Annotated in this window: 21 protein-coding genes and 1 pseudogene; 12 read left to right on the top strand and 10 right to left on the bottom strand. The window is 60.9% G+C overall.

What is annotated here, in order from left to right; translation table 11 throughout:
- Positions 1 to 128: 128 nt before the first annotated feature.
- The 6 genes from B0D71_RS17635 to lptM are packed head-to-tail and all read right to left on the bottom strand — an operon-like array spanning position 129 to position 4,742.
- Positions 129 to 836, bottom strand: a complete 708-nt coding sequence (locus B0D71_RS17635; RefSeq protein WP_103395918.1) for an HAD family hydrolase — start codon at positions 834 to 836, stop codon at positions 129 to 131.
- Positions 833 to 1,732 (bottom strand): tyrosine recombinase XerC, encoded by a 900-nt coding sequence (gene xerC, locus B0D71_RS17630; protein WP_103395917.1) that lies wholly within the window; start codon positions 1,730 to 1,732, stop codon positions 833 to 835. The genes B0D71_RS17635 and xerC overlap by 4 nt, the downstream gene beginning before the upstream one ends.
- A gap of 2 nt (positions 1,733 to 1,734) precedes the next feature.
- Positions 1,735 to 2,460: a DUF484 family protein gene (locus B0D71_RS17625; protein WP_103395916.1), complete on the bottom strand. Its 726-nt coding sequence runs from the start codon at positions 2,458 to 2,460 to the stop codon at positions 1,735 to 1,737.
- A gap of 13 nt (positions 2,461 to 2,473) precedes the next feature.
- A complete protein-coding gene (gene dapF / locus B0D71_RS17620) occupies positions 2,474 to 3,304 on the bottom strand; it encodes a diaminopimelate epimerase (protein ID WP_103395915.1) in 831 nt (276 codons plus the stop codon).
- Between the two features lie 4 nt (positions 3,305 to 3,308).
- Entirely contained in the window at positions 3,309 to 4,556 is a 1,248-nt protein-coding gene (gene lysA / locus B0D71_RS17615; RefSeq protein WP_103395914.1) for a diaminopimelate decarboxylase, read from the bottom strand.
- A 9-nt stretch (positions 4,557 to 4,565) separates the two neighbouring features.
- On the bottom strand, positions 4,566 to 4,742 hold the full coding sequence (gene lptM, locus B0D71_RS17610) for an LPS translocon maturation chaperone LptM (RefSeq protein ID WP_007992225.1): 177 nt from the start codon (positions 4,740 to 4,742) through the stop codon (positions 4,566 to 4,568).
- A gap of 305 nt (positions 4,743 to 5,047) precedes the next feature.
- Between lptM and cyaY the strand changes: the two genes are divergently transcribed.
- The 3 genes from cyaY to rnk all read left to right on the top strand — a co-directional run bounded on the left by cyaY (position 5,048) and on the right by rnk (position 6,270).
- The gene (cyaY, locus tag B0D71_RS17600) at positions 5,048 to 5,380 is read left to right on the top strand and encodes an iron donor protein CyaY (protein ID WP_103395912.1); all 333 of its coding nucleotides are present in this window, start codon (positions 5,048 to 5,050) and stop codon (positions 5,378 to 5,380) included.
- A 4-nt stretch (positions 5,381 to 5,384) separates the two neighbouring features.
- Positions 5,385 to 5,603 carry a DUF1289 domain-containing protein gene (locus B0D71_RS17595; protein ID WP_103395911.1) on the top strand — a complete coding sequence of 73 codons (219 nt, stop codon included), beginning with the start codon at positions 5,385 to 5,387 and terminating at the stop codon, positions 5,601 to 5,603.
- A 256-nt stretch (positions 5,604 to 5,859) separates the two neighbouring features.
- Positions 5,860 to 6,270: a nucleoside diphosphate kinase regulator gene (rnk, locus tag B0D71_RS17585; RefSeq protein ID WP_103395910.1), complete on the top strand. Its 411-nt coding sequence runs from the start codon at positions 5,860 to 5,862 to the stop codon at positions 6,268 to 6,270.
- A gap of 8 nt (positions 6,271 to 6,278) precedes the next feature.
- Here the strand turns inward: rnk and B0D71_RS17580 are convergent, their stop codons facing one another.
- From B0D71_RS17580 to B0D71_RS17570, 3 genes are all read right to left on the bottom strand, one after another.
- The gene (locus B0D71_RS17580) at positions 6,279 to 9,134 is read right to left on the bottom strand and encodes a class I adenylate cyclase (protein ID WP_103395909.1); all 2,856 of its coding nucleotides are present in this window, start codon (positions 9,132 to 9,134) and stop codon (positions 6,279 to 6,281) included.
- 196 nt (positions 9,135 to 9,330) lie between these two features.
- Positions 9,331 to 9,576, bottom strand: coding sequence for a TIGR02647 family protein (locus tag B0D71_RS17575; RefSeq protein WP_103395908.1), 246 nt, complete (start codon positions 9,574 to 9,576; stop codon positions 9,331 to 9,333).
- A 210-nt stretch (positions 9,577 to 9,786) separates the two neighbouring features.
- A complete protein-coding gene (locus tag B0D71_RS17570) occupies positions 9,787 to 10,071 on the bottom strand; it encodes a hypothetical protein (RefSeq protein WP_103395907.1) in 285 nt (94 codons plus the stop codon).
- A gap of 124 nt (positions 10,072 to 10,195) precedes the next feature.
- Here B0D71_RS17570 and B0D71_RS17565 point away from each other — a divergent pair, with 124 nt between their 5' ends.
- Complete coding sequence (locus B0D71_RS17565) at positions 10,196 to 10,855, top strand: glutathione S-transferase family protein (RefSeq protein ID WP_103395906.1); 660 nt, start codon at positions 10,196 to 10,198, stop codon at positions 10,853 to 10,855.
- Positions 10,856 to 10,982: 127 nt separating this feature from the next.
- On the opposite strand, the gene argH is transcribed toward B0D71_RS17565, so the two are convergent.
- Entirely contained in the window at positions 10,983 to 12,377 is a 1,395-nt protein-coding gene (gene argH, locus B0D71_RS17560; RefSeq protein ID WP_103395905.1) for an argininosuccinate lyase, read from the bottom strand.
- 342 nt (positions 12,378 to 12,719) lie between these two features.
- Between argH and B0D71_RS32400 the strand changes: the two are divergent.
- The 8 genes and pseudogenes from B0D71_RS32400 to rsd form a co-directional block, all read left to right on the top strand.
- A pseudogene (locus B0D71_RS32400) lies at positions 12,720 to 12,842 on the top strand (sensor histidine kinase); the annotation flags it as partial.
- Positions 12,839 to 13,585 carry a LytR/AlgR family response regulator transcription factor gene (locus tag B0D71_RS17555; protein ID WP_103395904.1) on the top strand — a complete coding sequence of 249 codons (747 nt, stop codon included), beginning with the start codon at positions 12,839 to 12,841 and terminating at the stop codon, positions 13,583 to 13,585. The pseudogene B0D71_RS32400 and the gene B0D71_RS17555, both read left to right, overlap by 4 nt.
- Before the next feature lie 138 nt (positions 13,586 to 13,723).
- Entirely contained in the window at positions 13,724 to 14,665 is a 942-nt protein-coding gene (gene hemC, locus B0D71_RS17550; RefSeq protein WP_103395903.1) for a hydroxymethylbilane synthase, read from the top strand.
- Positions 14,662 to 15,429 (top strand): uroporphyrinogen-III synthase, encoded by a 768-nt coding sequence (locus B0D71_RS17545; protein WP_103395902.1) that lies wholly within the window; start codon positions 14,662 to 14,664, stop codon positions 15,427 to 15,429. Before hemC ends, B0D71_RS17545 begins: the two co-directional genes overlap by 4 nt.
- Before the next feature lie 16 nt (positions 15,430 to 15,445).
- Positions 15,446 to 16,606 (top strand): uroporphyrinogen-III C-methyltransferase, encoded by a 1,161-nt coding sequence (locus B0D71_RS17540; RefSeq protein WP_103395901.1) that lies wholly within the window; start codon positions 15,446 to 15,448, stop codon positions 16,604 to 16,606.
- On the top strand, positions 16,603 to 17,841 hold the full coding sequence (locus B0D71_RS17535) for a heme biosynthesis protein HemY (RefSeq protein ID WP_103395900.1): 1,239 nt from the start codon (positions 16,603 to 16,605) through the stop codon (positions 17,839 to 17,841). Before B0D71_RS17540 ends, B0D71_RS17535 begins: the two co-directional genes overlap by 4 nt.
- A 263-nt stretch (positions 17,842 to 18,104) precedes the next feature.
- Positions 18,105 to 18,656 (top strand): disulfide bond formation protein B, encoded by a 552-nt coding sequence (locus B0D71_RS17530; RefSeq protein ID WP_103395899.1) that lies wholly within the window; start codon positions 18,105 to 18,107, stop codon positions 18,654 to 18,656.
- A 177-nt stretch (positions 18,657 to 18,833) separates the two neighbouring features.
- Entirely contained in the window at positions 18,834 to 19,292 is a 459-nt protein-coding gene (gene rsd, locus B0D71_RS17525; protein ID WP_103395898.1) for a sigma D regulator, read from the top strand.
- The last annotated feature ends 1 nt before the right edge of the window (position 19,293 follow it).

Raw genomic sequence — 19,293 nt, 5'->3', positions numbered from 1 at the left:
GCGATGCGCAATCCATTGTAGGAGCCGGCTTGCCGGCGAAGGGGCCCTTGAGCCTTGTGCGGCATTTGAGGCGGCTATCGCTGGCAAGCCAGCTCCTACAGGGTTTGTGGTGATTTTTTGGTTTCGGGTCAGGCCGCGCCAGCGCTCCATCGCGCCAACAACGCCGGCAATTCGGTCAGGCTGCGAATCTGCGCATCGGGAAACCGCTCGGCTTCCCAGGTTTTGCCCGCCGGGTTGAACCAGATCGCCCGCATTCCTGCCTGCTGCGCCCCGGCAATGTCATCACCCGGATGATCGCCGATGTGCACCGCGGTTTCCGCGGTTGCACCGCCGCGTTGCAATGCCTCCTGGAACAATCGCGCATCAGGTTTGGCGATACCGATGTCTTCGGCGCACAGCGCAAACTTGAAGTAATCCGCCAGACCCAGCCGACGCACATCGGCGTTGCCGTTGGTGACTACGCCGAGGGTGTAGTGGTAGGCCAATACTTCCAGGGTCGGTTGCACCTCCGGAAAGATTTCCAGCTGATGTCGGGCATGCAGAAACACTTCGAAGCTCTGATCGGCGAGGTCGGATGCTTCCTTGTGGGGGTAACCGGCCTCTTCAAGCGCCTGGAACAATACGCGGCGCCGCAGGGCGCTGATGCGATGTTTGAGGTTTGGCTCGATGCTCAAGATGCGTTCGCGTATGGCCCACAAATGCTCCACCGGCACCGCGCCCAGATTGGGTGCGTGCTTGGTCAGCCATTCACGCAAAACGGCTTCGGCGCTGACGATGACGGGGGCGGTGTCCCACAGGGTGTCGTCGAGGTCGAAGGTGATTAACTGAATGCTCATGAATCGTCGCCTTTCATGCGTTTGGCCCGTGGGTGGGCGCTGTCGTAGACCGTTGCCAGGTGCTGGAAGTCCAGGTGGGTATAGATCTGTGTGGTCTTGATGTCCGAGTGCCCGAGCAGCTCCTGCACCGCGCGCAGATCCTGGGAGGATTCCAGCAAATGGCTGGCGAAGGAGTGCCGCAGCATGTGCGGGTGCAGGTTCTGTCCCAGTTCTCGCTCGCCGGCAGCCTTGACCCGCACCTGGATTGCTCGCGGGCCGAGGCGTCGGCCTTGCTGGCTGACAAACACCGCATCGTCTGCCGGATTGGCCATTGCCCGCAGCGGCAACCATTGTTCCAGCGCTTCGCGGGCTTTTTTTCCCACCGGCAGCAGGCGGGTCTTGCTGCCTTTGCCGAGCACCTGGACCATGCCGTCTGCCAGGTCGAGTTGATCGAGATTGAGTCCTGTCAGCTCCGACAGCCGCAAGCCGGAGGAATAGAACAACTCCAGAATTGCTTGGTCCCGACGTGCCAGAAAGTCATCTTCAACCCCGCCTTCAAGCAGTTGCAGGGCGCGATCAGTGTCGAGGGTTTTCGGCAGGCGGCGTTCGCCTTTGGGTGGCGCGAGGCCGTTGGCCGGATCGTGGTCGCACAGGCCTTCGCGGTTCAGGTAGTGATACAGCCCGCGAACGGCCGATAACAGTCTCGCCAGGCTGCGGGACGATTGGCCTTGGGCGTGCAGACGGGCAACCAGGCTACGCAGGCGCTGGATGTCCAGCGCCGCCCAACTGCCGATATTTTGTTTGACGCACCAGTCCAGCACTTTATCGAGGTCGCGGCGGTAGGCCGACAGCGTGTGCGGCGACACCTGTCGCTCACTGCGCAGGTGTTCGCAGTAAGCGTCCAGTTGCCGTTCCATGTTCAGCGTACCGAGCGCAGGGAGTTGTTGACCCGTGGCAGCACGCGACCCATGACTTCGGCGATGTAGCTCAAGAATAAGGTACCCACCGAGCTTTTGTAGTGCTGCGGATCGCGGCTGGCGATGGCCAGGATGCCGTGGATGCCTTGGTGGCTGATGGCGACGACCGCGGTGGAGCCGATCTGCTTGCGCTGTTCTTCGCCGAACAGGAAGTCCAGTTCGTGCTCGCGCAGGCTGCCGCTGACGCTTTTGTCTTCCGAGAGCAAGCCGCCGATGGCCACTTGTGCTTCTTCGTGAGTGGCCCAGCGGCCGACCGGCATGGCGTTGTCACCGAGCAGGATGAGGCTGACGAAGGGCACCTGAAATTCCTGGCGCAGGCTGTCTTCGACACTCATCACCACTTCTTCCAGGCTGGCGGCATCCATCAGCGCCAGGATCAGGCGACGGGTCTTTTCGAACAACCTGTCGTTGTCCCGGGCCACGTCCATCAACTGCGAGAGGCGATGGCGCATCTCGATGTTGCGGTCGCGCAGGATGGTCATCTGGCGCTCCACCAACGACACGGTATCGCCGCGCCGATGAGGAATGCGCAGGGACGGGAGCAGTTCTTCGTGCTCGACGAAGAAGTCCGGATGAGCCTCCAGGTACGCGGCAACAGCCGCCGCCTCCAGGCTTTCGGACGGTGATTCGTCAGCTTGTCGTGCGGGTACCTGAGGCTTGTCGGTCATGGGTTTCGCTCACTCAAAGACGCACTTGTCCTTCATATACACGCACTGCCGGGCCGGTCATCATCACCGGTTGGCCAGGGCCTGCCCATTCGATGGACAGGCGCCCGCCAGGCAGGTCGATCAATAGCGGCGAATCCATCCACCCCTGGCTGATCGCGGCCACTGCCGCAGCACAGGCGCCGGTTCCGCAAGCCTGGGTTTCCCCGGCTCCACGCTCCCAGACGCGCAACTGCGCGCGGCTCCGGTCGATGACCTGGAGAAAACCGACATTGACCCGTGCCGGGAAGCGCGGGTGATGTTCGATTTTTGGGCCCAGCTCATGCACCGGCGCGTTGTTGATATCGCTGACCCGCACCACGGCATGGGGGTTGCCCATGGACACGGCGGCCAGATCGACCGGGGTGCCGTCGACGTCGACCTGATAACGGGTGGCCTGCTCCGGCGCCTGGAACGGAATATCCGCTGGCACCAGGCGCGGGGCGCCCATGTTGACGCTGATCTGTCCGTCGTTACGCACATCCAGCTCGATGATGCCGCTTTTGGTTTCGACGCGGATCAATCGTTTTGCGGTCAGGCGTTTGTCGAGCACGAAACGGGCGAAGCAGCGCGCACCGTTGCCGCACTGTTCCACTTCGGAACCGTCGGAGTTGAAGATCCGATAGCGGAAATCCACGTCCGGGTTACTCGGTGCTTCGACGATCAGTAACTGGTCGAAACCGATGCCGGTGTGCCGGTCGCCCCATTGCTTTGCATGCTTGGGCAGAATATGCGCGTGCTGGCTGACCAGGTCGAGGACCATGAAGTCATTGCCCAGGCCGTGCATCTTGGTAAAACGCAGCAGCATGGTTTTACTCCGGCAGCAGGCTTTCGCCAGCAAACAACTCGGCTACCGTTTCACGGCGACGCACTTCAAATGCCTGATCACCGTCCACCAACACTTCGGCGGTACGACCGCGGGTGTTGTAGTTGGAACTCATGACAAACCCGTAGGCACCGGCCGAATGCACGGCCAGCAGGTCGCCTTCTTCCAGGGCCAGCTGACGATCCTTGGCCAGGAAGTCGCCGGTCTCGCAGATCGGGCCGACGATGTCGTAGGCGCGGGCAGCAGAGGTGCGCGGGCGCACGGCGGTGACGTCCATCCAGGCCTGGTACAGCGCCGGGCGGATCAGGTCGTTCATGGCCGCATCGACGATGGCGAAGTCTTTGTGCTCGGTGTGCTTGAGGTACTCGACCTGGGTCAGCAGCACGCCAGCGTTGGCGACGATGAAGCGGCCCGGCTCGAACACCAGCGCCAGGTCACGACCGTCGAGACGCTCACGCACGGCCTTGATGTAGTCGGCAGCCAGTGGCGGCTCCTCGTCCTTGTATCGCACACCCAGGCCACCACCGAGATCGATGTGGCGCAGGTAGATGCCGCAATCGCCGAGGCGGTCGACCAGACCCAGCAGGCGGTCGAGAGCGTCGATGAACGGCGGCAGGGTGGTCAGTTGCGAGCCGATGTGGCAATCGACGCCGACCACTTCCAGGTTCGGCAGTTGCGCGGCACGCACGTACACGTCTTCGGCGTCGGCGATGGCGATGCCGAACTTGTTCTCTTTGAGACCAGTGGAAATGTACGGGTGGGTGCCGGCATCGACGTCCGGGTTCACGCGCAGCGAAATCGGTGCGCGAACGCCCAGTTCGGCGGCGACCACTTGCAGGCGTTCCAGCTCGTCGGTGGATTCGACGTTGAAGCAGTGCACGCCGACTTCCAGGGCGCGACGCATGTCATCACGGGTCTTGCCGACGCCGGAGAACACGATTTTGTCAGCGCTGCCGCCAGCGGCCAGGACACGTTCCAGTTCGCCACGGGAGACGATGTCGAAACCGGCGCCCAGGCGCGCCAGAACGTTCAGGACACCCAGGTTGGAGTTGGCCTTGACCGCGAAGCACACCAGGTGCGGCGTGCCGGCCAGCGCATCGGCGTAAGCCAGGTATTGGGCTTCGATGTGCGCGCGCGAGTAAACGTAGGTCGGTGTGCCAAAGCGCTCGGCGATGGCAGACAGGGCAACACCTTCCGCGAACAGTTCACCGTCACGGTAGTTAAAAGCGTCCATGAGGTTCCCTTATTGGTAGACGTCGTGCTTGTGTGCTTTTGAGGCAGGCTGCTGCTGCGAAGACTTGGCCTGCTCGGCAGGGTCCTGGTCTTCATCGGGCAGGTACAGCGGGCCTTTTTGACCGCAGGCCGACACAAGGCAGGCAACCGCGAGGAGCGCAGCAAGGGAAGAGATCAGGCGCTTCATGGCGAAATCCTTGAAAATGCATTAATTGCGCCGGAGTATACCGGCCACCCGGCAGCTTGCCTATGCAACGGACCGCCCGTCTGGCGGGCCTTGGCCCGATGCCGATCGGTATCACGCAATCCCTGTGGGAGCCTGCTCGCGAAAGCGGTGTGTCAGTCAGCCATAATCTTGAATGTACTGGCGTCTTCGCGAGCAGGTTCGCTCCCACAGGTGTGGGTTCCTGGTCGTTATTCTTTGCATTCAGCAGGGCTCGGTCGTATCTTGCGGCGCTTGAGCCTGATCAGACACTTTTTGAGGTTGCCGTAATGAGTTTGTCCGAAGCGCGTTTCCATGACCTGGTCGATGCCACCCAGCAAACCCTGGAGGACATCTTTGACGACAGCGACCTGGATATCGACCTCGAAAGCTCGGCCGGTGTGCTGACCGTCAAGTTCGAGAACGGCAGCCAGTTGATCTTCAGTCGCCAGGAGCCGTTGCGCCAGCTGTGGCTGGCGGCGGTGTCCGGCGGTTTCCACTTCGACTACGACGAAGAAAGTGAGCGCTGGATGTGCGACAAGAGCGAAGAGCAACTGGGTGAAATGCTTGAGCGAATCGTCCAGCAACAGGCCGGTGTCGAATTCGATTTCGAAGGTCTGTAAGTCCGTGACTCAACCCGCTCCGGTCCGTCCGCCCAAGCCGCTTTACAGCAATGTCAGCCCGGCGGTGCTGTCGCCGTGCAGCGGGGTTTGCCGACTGGACGAGCACAAGGTCTGCCTGGGCTGCTTTCGTCATGTCGAAGATATCCGCGAATGGCGCTCGGCCGATGATCAACGTCGGCGCGTCATTTGCGAGCAGGCTGCCCACCGCAAATCCCTGGCATAAGGGCTTTTGTGGCGAGGGAGCTTGCTCCCGTTCGGCTGCGCAGCAGCCGCAAGCTTTTTTAGGGGCGCTTCGCACCCCAGCGGGAGCAAGCTCCCTCGCCACAGAGGTAAAGCGACCTCAAATGGCGTGACTTGTTTATTTTTTGAGCTGTGATAGTGTCCGGAAATGCCTCAACCCACCGAGGCTTATGAAAACCCCGCCTTTTTCTGGCGGGGTTTTGCTTTTTTCGTGCAGAAGAAAGGAGTCTGCCCAGATCATGACCGCACCTTCCATCACTCTTACCCGTCTGGACGTCCAGCGTCTGGAGCGTCTGATCGACAGCCTGGACGACACGCTGCCAGGCGTTATTGCGCTGCAAACCGAACTGGATCGCGCCGATACTCTGGTCGGCCACGATGAAGTGCCGGCGGATGTCGTGACGATGAATTCCCGTGTGCATTGCCGCGAAGAAGGCAGTGGCAAGGACTACCACCTGACCCTGGTGTACCCCAAGGACGCGAACGCCGACGAAGGCAAGGTTTCGATCCTGGCGCCGGTGGGCAGCGCGCTGCTCGGCCTGAAGGTTGGCCAGCACATCGACTGGCCGGCTCCGGGCGGCAAGACCCTGAAGCTGACGTTGCTGGAAGTCGAATCGCAGCCGGCCAATGGCGGCGACTTCCCCGAGTGACTTCCCCCTCAGACCTGATCGAGCGCCTTGTTCAGTGCGTGCTCCAGGTCAGCCTTGTAGCGCAGGTACAGATGGGTGGAACTCTGCCCTTCGCCGAGCAGGCCTGACAGGTCGAGGTCGGTGATGTAGCAGCGGTAGCGTTCGGTCTCCCGGCGCTGTCCGACGATTTCCCGGGCGACCACGCTGAACAGCTGGTCGCCATGTTCCAGCTCGGAAAACTCCCGTTGATTGCAATACAGCGTCACCTGCACCTGCACCTGCACCTGGCCCGGTGCGGCTTTGCCGACGATCGCCTGCACGTCGTAGAACGGTTTGTTCACTGGCGTCTGCGGTACCGGCCGGGCTTCGATGCGGCGCGCCCGGCCAGGGCCTGACGGCAGCAACTGGCTATACAGAGTGTCGAGGTTCTGGGGGGTGGCTGCATCCATTGGCAGCAGGGCATCGCGACGGTACTGGATCGATTGCAGGAAGCGCTGCAGCGGCACCAGCAGGCTTTGCTCATCGTGCCAGGGCAGGCGCTGTTGCCACAGGGCATTGAACTCATCGAGCACGTACAGATCAGCCTGATCTTCGTTGGCCCGATAGAACACTTGAATGCAGTCCGGCTGGCCCGTCGGCAGGAACAGCGCAAGGTCGTGGTCTTCCAATGCCTTCGGATCCAGGTGCAGAGGGCTGTAGCTGGCCATTTCCTCGCCCAGGTAATCGATCAGCGCCGGCAGAGTGGCCAGCGCGACGTGCTGGACCTGGCCCGGCACCAACTCCAGCACGTGGTAGTGCTGCTGGACCTGGATCAAGTAACGATGATTGAGTCGGCTCAGCAACAGGTTCTGCGCGGTTTCGAGGATATCGTCGACCCGTTGGGCAATGAACTGCGCGCGGTTATGGCAGAAGCAACGCACCCGCAGCTTCGGCTGTTGCGGCCCGGCCGGCAGATTGTTGAGGTAGTCACGGATGCAGTCGAGCAGAGCGTGTGGGCCGTCGAAGCGACTGACCAGCACTTCGTTCCAGCTGTTGAGCGTGACCTGGTCCAGGGTCAGCACCAGATTTTCCCGGACACCGGCGTAGCTCAGGGAATCGGTGCGCTCGGTAGTCATCAGGATGTTCAGGTCGCGATGGTGCTTGAGCGGATCGATGCCGACATTCACCAGAATCAGCACTTCGCTCGGCACGCTGGCGCGCAGCAGAGGTTCTTCGGCAACGGTGGGCAAGGGCAGGGCGATGGTCTGTTGCAGACTGCCGAGCAGGTTGAACAGTTCGAATTCGCTCAAATCGCTGGTACCGGGGTGCAAGGCCAGGCGGGTGCTGCTGTCGATCACGCCATTGCGGTGGCACCAGGTCAGCAGTTCCAGCAAGTGGCGGCTGCGTTTGATCGGCGCGAAATGTTCCCACTCCAGCGCCGTCAGGCTGCCGTTGTACAAGCCCCACTGGCCTTGCCCCGGGTCTTTCCTGTTCAGCGCGTGCACCAGCGTGAGGGTGTCTTCCGCCAGGTCCAGGGCGATGCCGGGGTTGATGAATTCGATTTTGCCGGCCTTGCGCTCGAACGCGGCGTACAGCCGGCGGCCGAGGACACTCAGGTCGCGCTTGTTGATGCGGCTGACGGTTTGTTCGTGGCGGGCAAACTGGGTGAGGAAGCGGTAGCTGTAGTTCAGCTCGTTGACCAGCGCTCGCCGCTCGGCGCTGACCTGGCGGACTTTCCACTGGCTGCGGCTGTCGAGCAGGGTCAGTTGACGCTGGTCCCAGTGCCATTCGTGGGCCAGGCGCTCAAGCAGTGCGCGTTGCCAGCTCTGGGTGCGGCTGCTGCCGGTCAGTTTGCGATTGACCTTTAGGTACAGCGCGCGGCGCACCAGTTCCAGACGTTCCGGTTCGTTGCGGGCGATCAGGTATTCCTCGATGCGCCGGTACACCACGACGTACGGGTCCAGCTCGTCGAGGTCGAGCCGGTTGGCAAACACCGCTTGCTTGAAGCGCAGGCTCAGGCAATGGACCCTGGGGTGTTCACTGGCGTACACCTCGGTCAGCAACAGCTTGAGTACCGACTTGTAGGGCGATTCGATGCCCTTGAACAACTGCCAGAGCCCGGCACCGATGAATTCGCCGGGCGGGATGTAGGCGAGGTTACCGAGGTCGAGGGTTTCATCGGCACGGATGAAGCGTTTGGAGATCAAAGTGTGGGTGTAGCGGTCGTAGCTCGATTCTTCGTAGACCGGCACCAGCCACCAGATCGGTGTCCGCCCCGCGAGCCAGATCGCGGTGCGGTAGAACTCGTCCAGCAACAGGTAGTGCTGGGTGGTGCCGCAATCCTCCGAGCTCAGCTGGGTATCGCGTTCGCCACGGACGAAACGGCTCGGGTCGATCAGGAAGAAATGCGCCTCGGCACCCTGGCTGGCAGCCCAGGTTTCCAGCAATTGGCATTTTTTTCGCAGTTCGGCGAGCTCGTTCTCGGTCAGGTCCGGCCCATGGCAGACCCACACATCCATGTCGCTCTGGTCGGCCTGGGCCAGGGTGCCGAGGCTGCCCATCAGGAACAGTCCGTGAATCGGCCGGGGCGGGTTGCTGCCGTGGCGCGGTTTGTAGGAAAACGAACGGGTCAGGCGCTGGGCTTCAGCGAGGACATTGGCATCCGGCTCGAAATTCGACAGCCCGGCCGGTGTGCTGCCGGAAACATAGCCGGGCAACAACGGATGATTAACGTGGAAAAACAGCGGCAGCAAGGTCAGGACCCCTTGCTGACGAGTCGACAACCCTTCCATGGCGCGAGCCATGCGTCCTTCGTTGAGTTTCAGAAAGCGTGCGCGCAGCTGGCTGAGAACCTTGCGGTCGATTCCTTCGTCCAGATCAGGGCGGATTTCATGGGTGCGCGTCATGTCAGCTCAAACCGGCTCGCAGGGCTCGGAAACGGTGGGTCTCAGGTTGAGGGGCAGTTTAGCGCCTTGGTCTCGGGACTTTTAAGCTGATTTTGAATTTCTGGCGTCAGATTTTTATCGCGCGGCGAAAGCGGGCAACGAAGTGCGCCCGCGGAAATCCTTCAACAGGGGTTTCCGTGGGCAATACGGGGGGAATTCAGGCTGTTTCTTCGGCTCTCAGAATGGTGAGCACGGTTTGCACATTTTGCGCGGCGTCACGACCGAGACTGGTCAGGTAGCCGCCATCAGGCTGGTCGATCAGTTCCTTTTCAAATAGGCGTTTGGCAGCGGCAATGGCTTTCGGGGCAGCGGTCTGATGAATTTTCAAACCTTCCTGGGAACTGTCCAGGTTGAAGAGTGCGAGGATTTCCAGTTCTGCAACCAACTCAGGGGTAAGCGACATAAGGACTCCGGACTTTCTAGGAATTGGACGACAGCGCCCCTAAGGTGAACCCGCTTGTCCGGCATGTCCAGTGCTCGCGAGAGGGTTTTTTCCTCTGTAGGAGCGAGCTTGCTCGCGAAGGTCTTCAATGATGACACTGGAAACCTGACGCCCCGCGGCGCTCTCGGGTTTTTCGCGAGCGAGCTCGCTCCTACAGGGAGCGGGTAGGGCTTACTGCTTTTCCGGCGGCAGCTCAGGCAATGCGCGCAGCGCGGCTTCGTACCATTCGGTGTTGAACGCGCGGTCTTCTTCGAGAATCGCGTCGATTTCTACCGCTAAAACGTGAGCCATCAGGTTGAGGATCTCTTCCCGCTCATAACCCACCAGCGTCAGCTTGTTGAACGTCGCCTTGGCTGCTGGCGGGTTGTCGCTTTCGATCTGGTTTTCGATGGCTTGGATCAGGGTGCTTTCGGCGAATTCTTCTTCGTCGTTGTCGATATCGCTCGGCTCGCTCATGGCTGGCTCCTCAGGGAAAGGTGGCCAGTTTAACCGCATTCAGCGGCGTGATGCTGCTGGCAGGAATCCCGGCGATATTCTATAAACACGCACTGCCCACCCCGCACGGCCTGGAGGCTTTGTGATGATCAAGCTTTATGGATTCTCCGTCAGTAACTACTACAACATGGTCAAACTGGCGCTGCTGGAAAAAGGACTGCCCTTCGAAGAAGTACCGTTTTACGCCGGCACCAGCCCCGAGGCGCTGGCCATCAGTCCGCGTGGAAAGGTCCCCGTCCTGCAGGTAGAACAGGGCTTCATCAACGAGACCAGTGTGATCCTCGAATACATCGAGCAAAGTCAGGCAGGCACGCCGCTGCTGCCGAGCGATCCGTTCGAGCGTGCGCAGGTGCTGGCGTTGGCCAGGGAAATCGAGCTGTATATCGAATTACCGGGACGAGCCTGCTACGCCGAAGCGTTTTTCGGCATGACTGTGTCGGAAGCGATCAAGGAAAAAACCAAAGCCGAACTGTTGCTGGGGATGAAAGCGCTGGGCCGGCACGGAAAATTCAGCCCTTACGTGGCTGGTGACAGCTTGAGCGTGGCGGATCTTTACTTCCTGTACAGCGTGCCATTGGCTTGTGGGGTCGCCAAGAAGTTGTTTGGCATCGATTTGTTGGCTGAGTTTCCGGCGGCCAAGGCGCTGTTGCAGCGGCTGGAGCAGAATCCGAACGTTCAGCGAATTGCGGCGGACAAGGAAGCGGCGATGCCGGCGTTTATGGCAATGGTGGCGGGCAAGAAATAAGTTTTGTAGTGCTCTGAAGTCAGTCATCGCGGGCAAGCCCGCTCCCACAGGGTTCTGCAATGGATCACAAGTCCAGGGCAGATAGAGATGCCTGTGGGAGCGAGCTTGCTAGCGAGGCTTTTAGCTTTTAGCGGCTGGCGAGCAACGCCTGGCCGCGAGCCACGGCAGCCTTCACCTGCACCGGCGCGGTGCCGCCGATGTGGTTGCGGGCATTGACCGAGCCTTCGAGGGTCAGCACGGCAAACACGTCCTGGTCGATCTGGTCGCTGAACTTGCGCAGTTCTTCCAGGCTCATTTCCGCCAGGTCCTTGCCGCTGTCCACGCCATATTTCACGGCATGGCCAACGATTTCGTGGCAATCACGGAATGGAAGGCCGCGACGCACCAGGTAGTCGGCCAGGTCGGTGGCGGTGGAGAAGCCGCGCAGGGCCGCTTCGCGCATCATCGCGTGCTTGGGCTTGATTGCCGGAACCATGTCGGCGAAGGCCCGCAGCGAGTCGCGCAGGGTGTCGGCGGCGTCGAACAGTGGTTCCTTGTCTTCCTGGTTGTCCTTGTTGTAGGCCAGAGGCTGGCCTTTCATCAGGGTCAGCAGGCCCATCAGCGCGCCGAATACACGGCCGGTCTTGCCGCGCACGAGCTCCGGTACATCCGGGTTTTTCTTTTGCGGCATGATCGAGCTGCCGGTGCAGAAACGGTCCGGCAGATCGATGAACTGGAACTGCGCGCTGGTCCACAGCACCAGCTCTTCGGAGAAGCGCGACAGGTGCATCATCGCGATGCTGGCGGCCGAGCAGAATTCGATGGCGAAATCACGATCGGAGACGTTATCCAGCGAATTGCCGCCAACGGCGTCAAAACCCAGCAATTGGGCGGTGTATTCGCGATCGATCGGGTAGGTGGTGCCGGCCAGTGCGGCGCTGCCCAGCGGCATGCGGTTAGTGCGCTTGCGGCAGTCGACCAGGCGTTCGTAGTCGCGGCTGAGCATTTCGAACCAGGCCAGCATGTGATGCCCGAACGTCACCGGCTGTGCAGTCTGCAAGTGGGTGAATCCCGGCATGATGCTGGCGGCTTCACGCTCGGCTTGCTCCAGCAGGCCTCTTTGCAAGCGAGTGATTTCGGCCAGGATCAGGTCGATTTCGTCACGCAGCCACAGACGGATGTCGGTGGCGACCTGATCGTTACGGCTGCGGCCAGTGTGCAGTTTTTTACCGGTCACGCCGATGCGGTCGGTCAGGCGCGCCTCGATGTTCATGTGAACGTCTTCGAGGTCAATGCGCCAGTCGAACTGGCCGGCCTCGATTTCACTCTGGATGGTCTTCAGGCCATCAATGATGCTGTCGCGCTCGGCATCGGTCAGCACGCCGACCTTGGCCAGCATGGTTGCGTGGGCGATCGAGCCCATGATGTCGTGGCGATACAGGCGCTGGTCGAAGGTGACGGAGGCGGTGAAGCGGGCGACGAAGGCGTCGACGGGTTCACTGAAGCGGCCGCCCCAGGACTGATTGGTCTTGTCAGTGCTCATGAATTCGCTCGTATCGGCTTGAAGAAAGAAGGCGTGGAACGCTGGCACGGATAATAACAGGGTTGCCAATCCTGTCGCTGACACTGGTCGACACGTTTTTTTCCGAGGGATGAGCCTTGGCCCGGGTAAGGCCCGTGCATTTTTGCCGAACGATATTTTCCAATTGAGCTATATCGTCCCGGCAACCGTCTACAGTTGGACAGTAGGATCAGCGCACTTCTCGGTGCAGCCGCTGACTATAAGAAGAGTGGGGTGTTCATATTGCGTATCAGCAAACCCTGTGGCGATGTGTCGCCAATGCGGGCCTGGGCCGCCAATCGCCCGGCAGATGAAAATTTAGCCGCCGGACCAGCGGCACTTTTTGACGCTCGCGCTAGTCTTAGCGTGGATCGCGGTGACGGACGTCACTTCACCTGTCTACGCTATCCTTGTGCGAGACTCACGCAGGAATCCAGCGCAATATGAATGTCCTGATCGTTGATGACGAACCCTTGGCCCGCGAGCGCCTGAGCCGAATGGTTGGCGAACTCGAGGGGTACAGTGTCCTGGAGCCTAGTGCCACGAATGGCGAAGAGGCGTTAGCACTGATCGACAGCCACAAGCCGGATATCGTGCTGCTTGATATCCGCATGCCCGGCCTCGATGGCCTGCAAGTGGCTGCGCGGTTATGTGAACGCGAAACTCCGCCCGCCGTGGTGTTCTGCGCCGGGCCCGATGAATTTGCCGTGGAAGCCTTACAGGCCAGCGCCGTAGGCTATCTGGTGAAACCTGTGAGAACTGAACAATTACATGACGCATTAAAGAGAGCTGAGCGCCCCAATCGTGCCCAGCTCGCGGCCCTGACCCGTCCTGCTGCCGACAGCGGCAGCGGCCCGCGCAGCCATATCAGCGCCCGGACCCGTAAAGGGATCGAGCTGATTCCGCTGGATCAGGTGGTTTATTTCATAGCCGACCACAAATACGTGACCTTGCGCCACGAAGCCGGTGAAGTGCTGCTCGATGAGCCGCTAAAGGCCCTCGAAGACGAATTCGGTGACCGTTTCGTGCGGATCCATCGCAATGCACTGGTCGCCCGCGAGCGTATCGAGCGACTGCAGCGCACACCCCTGGGGCATTTTCAGTTGTTCCTCAAGGGGCTCAACGGTGATGCGCTGATCGTCAGTCGGCGTCATGTGGCTGGCGTGCGCAAGATGATGCAACAGCTTTAAACAGCTGTCCGCAGGCGAATTTCACACCCGATTGCCGGACATCCGGGGCCAGGGAGGCCGACTAGTATCTGATACAAGTCAAAGTGGATTTGGCTGAGCTGTTATTATCCGCCGTATCTATTCAGTACGGATTGATCCATGTCCTCTCGCGAAATCCGCATCGCCACCCGCAAAAGTGCACTCGCCCTGTGGCAGGCCGAATACGTCAAAGCCCGTCTTGAAGCCGCTCATCCGGGCCTGCTGGTGACGCTCGTCCCCATGGTCAGCCGTGGTGACAAGCTGCTTGACTCACCGCTGTCGAAAATCGGCGGCAAGGGCCTGTTCGTCAAGGAGCTCGAAACCGCGCTGTTGGAAAATGAAGCCGACATCGCCGTGCACTCCATGAAGGACGTGCCGATGGACTTCCCCGAAGGCCTCGGCCTGTTCTGTATTTGCGAGCGCGAAGACCCGCGCGATGCCTTCGTTTCCAACACCTACGCCAGCCTGGATGAGTTGCCCCAGGGCAGCATCGTCGGCACCTCCAGTCTGCGCCGCCAGGCTCAATTGCTGACCCGTCGCCCGGACCTGGAAATCCGCTTCCTACGCGGCAACGTCAATACCCGCTTGGCCAAGCTCGATGCTGGTGAGTACGACGCGATCATCCTCGCCGCTGCCGGCCTGATCCGTCTGGGCTTTGAGGATCGCATCACTTCGGCCATCAGTGTCGATGACAGCCTTCCGGCCGGTGGTCAGGGCGCGGTGGGTATCGAATGCCGCAGCGCCGACAGTGAAATCCATGCGCTGCTGGCGCCCCTGCATCACCAGGACACCGCCACCCGCGTGACTGCCGAGCGTGCCCTCAACAAACACCTCAATGGTGGTTGCCAGGTGCCGATTGCCTGCTACGCGGTACTGGAGGGCGAACAGGTCTGGTTGCGCGGGCTGGTGGGCGATCCAGCGGGTGGCCTGCTGCTTAGCGCACAGGCCCGGGCCTCTCGCGGCGATGCCGAGGCGCTGGGCGTACGAGTGGCCGAAGACCTTCTCAGCCAGGGTGCCGACGCCATTCTCAAAGCGGTGTATGGCGAGGCTGGCCACGAGTGACCGGTTGGCGCTTGCTGCTGACGCGTCCCGCCGAAGAAGCGGCGGCGCTAAGCAGTCTTTTGGCCGAGCAGGGGATATTCAGTAACAGTCTGCCGCTTTTGGACATCATGCCCATTGCGGCCACTGACACAATGCGCCAGATGATTCTGGAGCTGAATCAGTTCTGCGCCGTTATCGTGGTCAGCAAGCCAGCAGCCCGGGTCGGCGTCGAACTGCTCGAACGGTATTGGCCAACACCACCCGGTGTGAAGTGGTTCAGCGTCGGCGCGGCGACTGCGCAGATCCTCAAGGATCACGGGTTGGATGTGAGCTTCCCGGCAGAAGGCGATGACAGTGAAGCCTTGCTCGAACTTTCCCGATTGCGCGAGGCCATCGCACGCCCCGATGCGCGAGTGTTGATCTTGCGTGGGGAGGGCGGACGTGAGTTGCTGGCTGAGCGTTTGCGTGAGCTTGGTGCTAGTGTCGAATATCTGGAGTTGTACCGCCGGGCATTGCCGATTTACCCACCAGCAGCGCTGCAGCAGCGGATCCAGGCGGAACGCCTGAACGGGCTGGTGGTCAGCAGTGGACAAGGTTTCGAGCACCTGTATCAATTGGCTGGCGATGCCTGGCCGCAGTTGGCGCGGTTGCCGTTGTTTGTACCGAGCCCCAGGGTTGCCGAGCTGGCGCGTGCCGCCGGGGCCGAAACAGTTGTGGATTGTCGCGGCGCGAGTGCCGCGGCCTTGCTGACGGCGTTACGGGAGCATCCCGTACCCGATTTCTAATGCAAAGGATGGATACGTGAGCGAAACAGCCTTGCCTAAAGATGACTCGCGACCGGTGCTTGATGCACCTGTTGATGCACCTGTTGATCAAATGCCGCCGCCACCAGCTGCCGAGCAGCGTCGAGGCAATGGTCTGGCAATCCTCGCGCTGCTGCTGGGTGCGGCCGGTGTCGCGGTGGGCGGTTGGGGTGTCTGGCAGGTGCGTCACCTGCAGGCCAACAATCAGCAGCAACTGAGTCAGGTTCAGGCGTTGAACGACCAGGCGCAGAGCCTCAAGCTCAATGAGGAACGCCTGAGCGCACGCCTGGCGCAATTGCCTGCTGCCGATGAACTGGAAGCTCGCAGTCGTCTGGTGATCCAGCTCCAAGGAGATCAGCAGCGATTGAACCAGCGTCTGGAAACCGTCCTCGGCGCCAGCCGCAAGGACTGGCGTCTGGCCGAGGCCGAGCACCTGCTGCGTCTGGCCAGCCTGCGACTGTCTGCCTTGCAGGACATCAGCAGCGCTCAGGCATTGGTCCAGGGTGCCGACGAAATTCTGCGTGAGCAGAACGATCCGGGCTCCTTTGCCGCTCGCGAACAAGTGGCCAAGACCCTGATCGCCTTACGCAGTACCGAACAACCGGATCGCACCGGGCTGTTTCTGCGTCTGGGCGCGCTGCGCGATCAGGTGACCAGCCTCACCGAGCTGGCACCGGAGTACAAGGACCGTGGCGATTCGTTGCTGGGCCTGACCGCCGATGGCGACGGTGCCAGTCGCTGGGCGCAATGGTGGGATCAGATTTCGCGCTACATCCGTATCGATTTCAATGCCGACAAAAACGTTCGCCCATTGCTGGCCGGCCAGAGCCTGAGTCAGGTCCGCCTGGCCCTGAGCCTGGCACTGGAGCAGGCACAATGGGCCGCACTCAACGGCCAGGCTGCGGTTTACTCCCAGGTGCTGGACGAAGCTCAGGACATCCTCAAGGGCAACTTCAACTCGGATAACGCGCAAAGCAAAGTCATGCTTGAGCAGGTGGCCGAGCTGAGCAAGCAACCCGTCACCGTCGTCACTCCGGATATGACTGGAACACTGAGCGCGGTGCAGGGGTATCTGGAACGGCGCAACGTCAACGCCGAGGACTCGGTCAAGCCACTGGCCAAGCCTGCCGCGAACACCGCGCCGGAGGCCATGCCATGAGACGCCTCTATGTGATCGTGTTCCTCGTTGTCGCCGCTGCCGCTGCGCTGGGGCTGGCGATTGCCGAGCATTCCGGTTACGTGCTTGTTGCCTACAAGACCTTCCGCTATGAGTCGAGCCTATGGGCTACTTTGGCGCTGGGGGCTGTGCTATGGCTGGTGATCTGGGGCATCAAGTCGCTGGTCGAGCTGGTGATGGCTTCCAGTGGCGTGGTCAACCCGTGGTCACGGCGTAACCGCAGTCGTCGGGTGCAGGTGGCGATCGAACACGGTCAGCTGGACCTGGCCGAGGGTCGCTGGGCCAGCGCGCAACGTCATTTGCATCGGGCTGCCGAAGCCGAACGCCAGCCGCTGCTTTATTACCTCGGCGCGGCCCGTGCCGCGAACGAACTAGGCAATTACGAAGAAAGCGACAACCTTCTAGAGCGCGCCCTGGAGCGTCAGCCTCAGGCCGAGTTGGCGATCGCCCTGAACCACGCCCAGTTGCAGACTGACCGCGGTGATACCGAAGGTGCCCTTGCTACCCTGCAAGCCATGCGTGAGCGCCACCCTCATAACGCACAGACCCTGCGTCAGTTGCAGCGCCTGCTTCAGCAGCGTGGTGACTGGTCGGCACTGATTCGCCTGTTGCCGGAGCTGCGCAAGGACAAAATCCTGCCAGCAGCCGAACTCGCCGAGCTTGAGCGTCGGGCCTGGGGGGCGAACCTGTCTCTGGCGGCGCAACGGGAAGACGACGGTGCGGTGGGGCAGCAATCGCTCGAACGAGCCTGGCAGCAACTGACTTCGGCACAACGCCATGAGCCGCAACTGGTGCTCGCGTATGCCGAACAACTGCGGCAGTTGGGTGCTCATGTCGAGGCCGAAGAAGTGCTGCGCACCGCTCTAAAGCGCGGTTACGACAGCCATCTGGCACGTCTCTACGGACTGGTTCGCGGCAATGATCCGATCCGCCAGTTGCAGACCGCTGAAGGCTGGCTCAAGGACCATCCGGCCGATCCGGGCCTGTTGCTGACACTGGGTCGTCTGTGCCTGCAAAACAGCTTGTGGGGCAAGGCGCGGGACTACCTGGAAAGTAGCCTGCGTGTACAACGCAATCCGGAAGCCTGTGCGGAGCTGGCACGCTTGCTGGCGCAAATGGGCGATACCGAGCGCAGCAACCAGCTGTTTCAGGAAGGCCTGGGGTTGCTGGATGAGCGCTTGCTCGCGGCCCCTCTGCCTGTACCTGTCCGCGCTTGACCCGTTCACTGGCGCCAGGCTCGGGCGTCTGATCGACGAAGTGCGGCGAGGGAGCAATCGCCCTCGCCGCAGTACGATAATGGGTTGAAGTGCAGTCGCCAAAACGTGTCGCAGGCAAAGTCCTACAAAGGACTGCATTTTATCCTCCCGCTTGCGTCGGGATTTCCCTATACCTGCGCTGAAGTCTCTGTGGGCACTTGCCTTGAAAGGCCGTCGCGCTTTCCTCTACCGTAACGGTCTGTCACTACTTTTACGGAAAAGCCATGTCATTGGCCTGCTCACGCTCCTTGTTTTTCATGGCTTTCATTGCGGGTGCCCTGGCGATGGGCGTTTCCTTCTACCTTGAATATGCGGTCGGCCTGCGGCCTTGCGGCTTGTGTCTTGCGCAACGGTTTTGCCTGGCGCTCCTGACCGCTGTCTGCCTGATGGCTTCGGTCCATGGCCCCGGTCGCGTCGGAAACGTTCTGTATTGGCTGCTCAGTCTTGGTTGCAGCCTGGCCGGCACTGTCACGGCGTGGTGGCAGGTTCTGCTGCAAAATCTTCCGATGGAGCACGCAGCGGCATGCTCGACCCATCTGGCGGATCTGTTCGCCAGTTCTCCGTGGCTATCCGTCCTGCAGCAAGTGTTCAAGGGCGCTGCCGATTGTGTGGAAATTTCCTGGACGCTGTTCGATCTGAGTCTCACGGAGTGGAGTCTGCTGTTCTTCGTCGCGATGATGGTTCTGGCCGTTTACCAATCGTTGCGACTGGTCTGGATCAGCTATCAGCGACCACTCAGCGGCGAGTCGTCGCACCGGGCCTTTGCGGGCGATTAAACACTTGTATGAACTTTATCGCGTGCGTACCTTGAAGCCAGTGTCGCGCGGGCATAATCTGGCCCGCACGTGTCATTGGAATTATGTTGCTCGATGACGCTCTGCCTGACCGCCCACCGATGTTACAAGAGGCGAGCGGGCATAGAGCAGCTGACCCACAAGGGAAGAGAGATCACCATGCTCGAAAGTTGTCAGAATGCTCAGGAACGCTGGGGTGGAGTGCACCTGCTGATTGATCGCTGGTTGCAGGAACGACACGAACTGATCGGGGCCTATGACGCTCTTGGCGCAAAGCCTGAGGCGTTGGGTGAGAACCGTAAGCCTTTGCAGGAGTTCTGCGGCGTGCTGGTCGATTATGTATCGGCCGGGCATTTCGAGATCTACGAGCAACTGACGGGGGAGGCCAAGGCCTTCAACGACAAGCGTGGGCTGGAGCTCGCCGAGACCATCTATCCGCGCATCGATGTCATCACTGAAAAGTTGCTTGCGTTCAATGACCTTTGCGACGAAGGCAAATGCGTTGCGGAGAAGTTCAAGGAGCTGGGTGGCCTGTTGCACGAACGCTTCGAACTGGAAGATTGTCTGATCGAGGTGCTGCACACCGCTCACAAGGAAGCCGATCCTGTTCAGGCATGAG

The sequence above is a fragment of the Pseudomonas laurylsulfativorans genome (assembly GCF_002906155.1).
Taxonomy (GTDB): Bacteria; Pseudomonadota; Gammaproteobacteria; order Pseudomonadales; family Pseudomonadaceae; genus Aquipseudomonas; species Aquipseudomonas laurylsulfativorans.
The sequence above is the reverse complement of the archived record's forward strand: the minus strand, read 5'-3'. Positions and strand labels throughout refer to the sequence as shown.

Excerpts from the sequence above, each read along its gene's own strand:
- B0D71_RS17635 (WP_103395918.1), bottom strand. The coding sequence starts at position 836 with ATGAGCATTCAGTTAATCACCTTCGACCTCGACGACACCCTGTGGGAC.
- xerC (WP_103395917.1), bottom strand. The coding sequence starts at position 1,732 with ATGGAACGGCAACTGGACGCTTACTGCGAACACCTGCGCAGTGAGCGA.
- B0D71_RS17625 (WP_103395916.1), bottom strand. The coding sequence starts at position 2,460 with ATGACCGACAAGCCTCAGGTACCCGCACGACAAGCTGACGAATCACCG.
- dapF (WP_103395915.1), bottom strand. The coding sequence starts at position 3,304 with ATGCTGCTGCGTTTTACCAAGATGCACGGCCTGGGCAATGACTTCATG.
- lysA (WP_103395914.1), bottom strand. The coding sequence starts at position 4,556 with ATGGACGCTTTTAACTACCGTGACGGTGAACTGTTCGCGGAAGGTGTT.
- lptM (WP_007992225.1), bottom strand. The coding sequence starts at position 4,742 with ATGAAGCGCCTGATCTCTTCCCTTGCTGCGCTCCTCGCGGTTGCCTGC.
- cyaY (WP_103395912.1), top strand. The coding sequence starts at position 5,048 with ATGAGTTTGTCCGAAGCGCGTTTCCATGACCTGGTCGATGCCACCCAG.
- rnk (WP_103395910.1), top strand. The coding sequence starts at position 5,860 with ATGACCGCACCTTCCATCACTCTTACCCGTCTGGACGTCCAGCGTCTG.
- B0D71_RS17580 (WP_103395909.1), bottom strand. The coding sequence starts at position 9,134 with ATGACGCGCACCCATGAAATCCGCCCTGATCTGGACGAAGGAATCGAC.
- B0D71_RS17575 (WP_103395908.1), bottom strand. The coding sequence starts at position 9,576 with ATGTCGCTTACCCCTGAGTTGGTTGCAGAACTGGAAATCCTCGCACTC.
- B0D71_RS17570 (WP_103395907.1), bottom strand. The coding sequence starts at position 10,071 with ATGAGCGAGCCGAGCGATATCGACAACGACGAAGAAGAATTCGCCGAA.
- B0D71_RS17565 (WP_103395906.1), top strand. The coding sequence starts at position 10,196 with ATGATCAAGCTTTATGGATTCTCCGTCAGTAACTACTACAACATGGTC.
- argH (WP_103395905.1), bottom strand. The coding sequence starts at position 12,377 with ATGAGCACTGACAAGACCAATCAGTCCTGGGGCGGCCGCTTCAGTGAA.
- B0D71_RS17555 (WP_103395904.1), top strand. The coding sequence starts at position 12,839 with ATGAATGTCCTGATCGTTGATGACGAACCCTTGGCCCGCGAGCGCCTG.
- hemC (WP_103395903.1), top strand. The coding sequence starts at position 13,724 with ATGTCCTCTCGCGAAATCCGCATCGCCACCCGCAAAAGTGCACTCGCC.
- B0D71_RS17535 (WP_103395900.1), top strand. The coding sequence starts at position 16,603 with ATGAGACGCCTCTATGTGATCGTGTTCCTCGTTGTCGCCGCTGCCGCT.
- B0D71_RS17530 (WP_103395899.1), top strand. The coding sequence starts at position 18,105 with ATGTCATTGGCCTGCTCACGCTCCTTGTTTTTCATGGCTTTCATTGCG.
- rsd (WP_103395898.1), top strand. The coding sequence starts at position 18,834 with ATGCTCGAAAGTTGTCAGAATGCTCAGGAACGCTGGGGTGGAGTGCAC.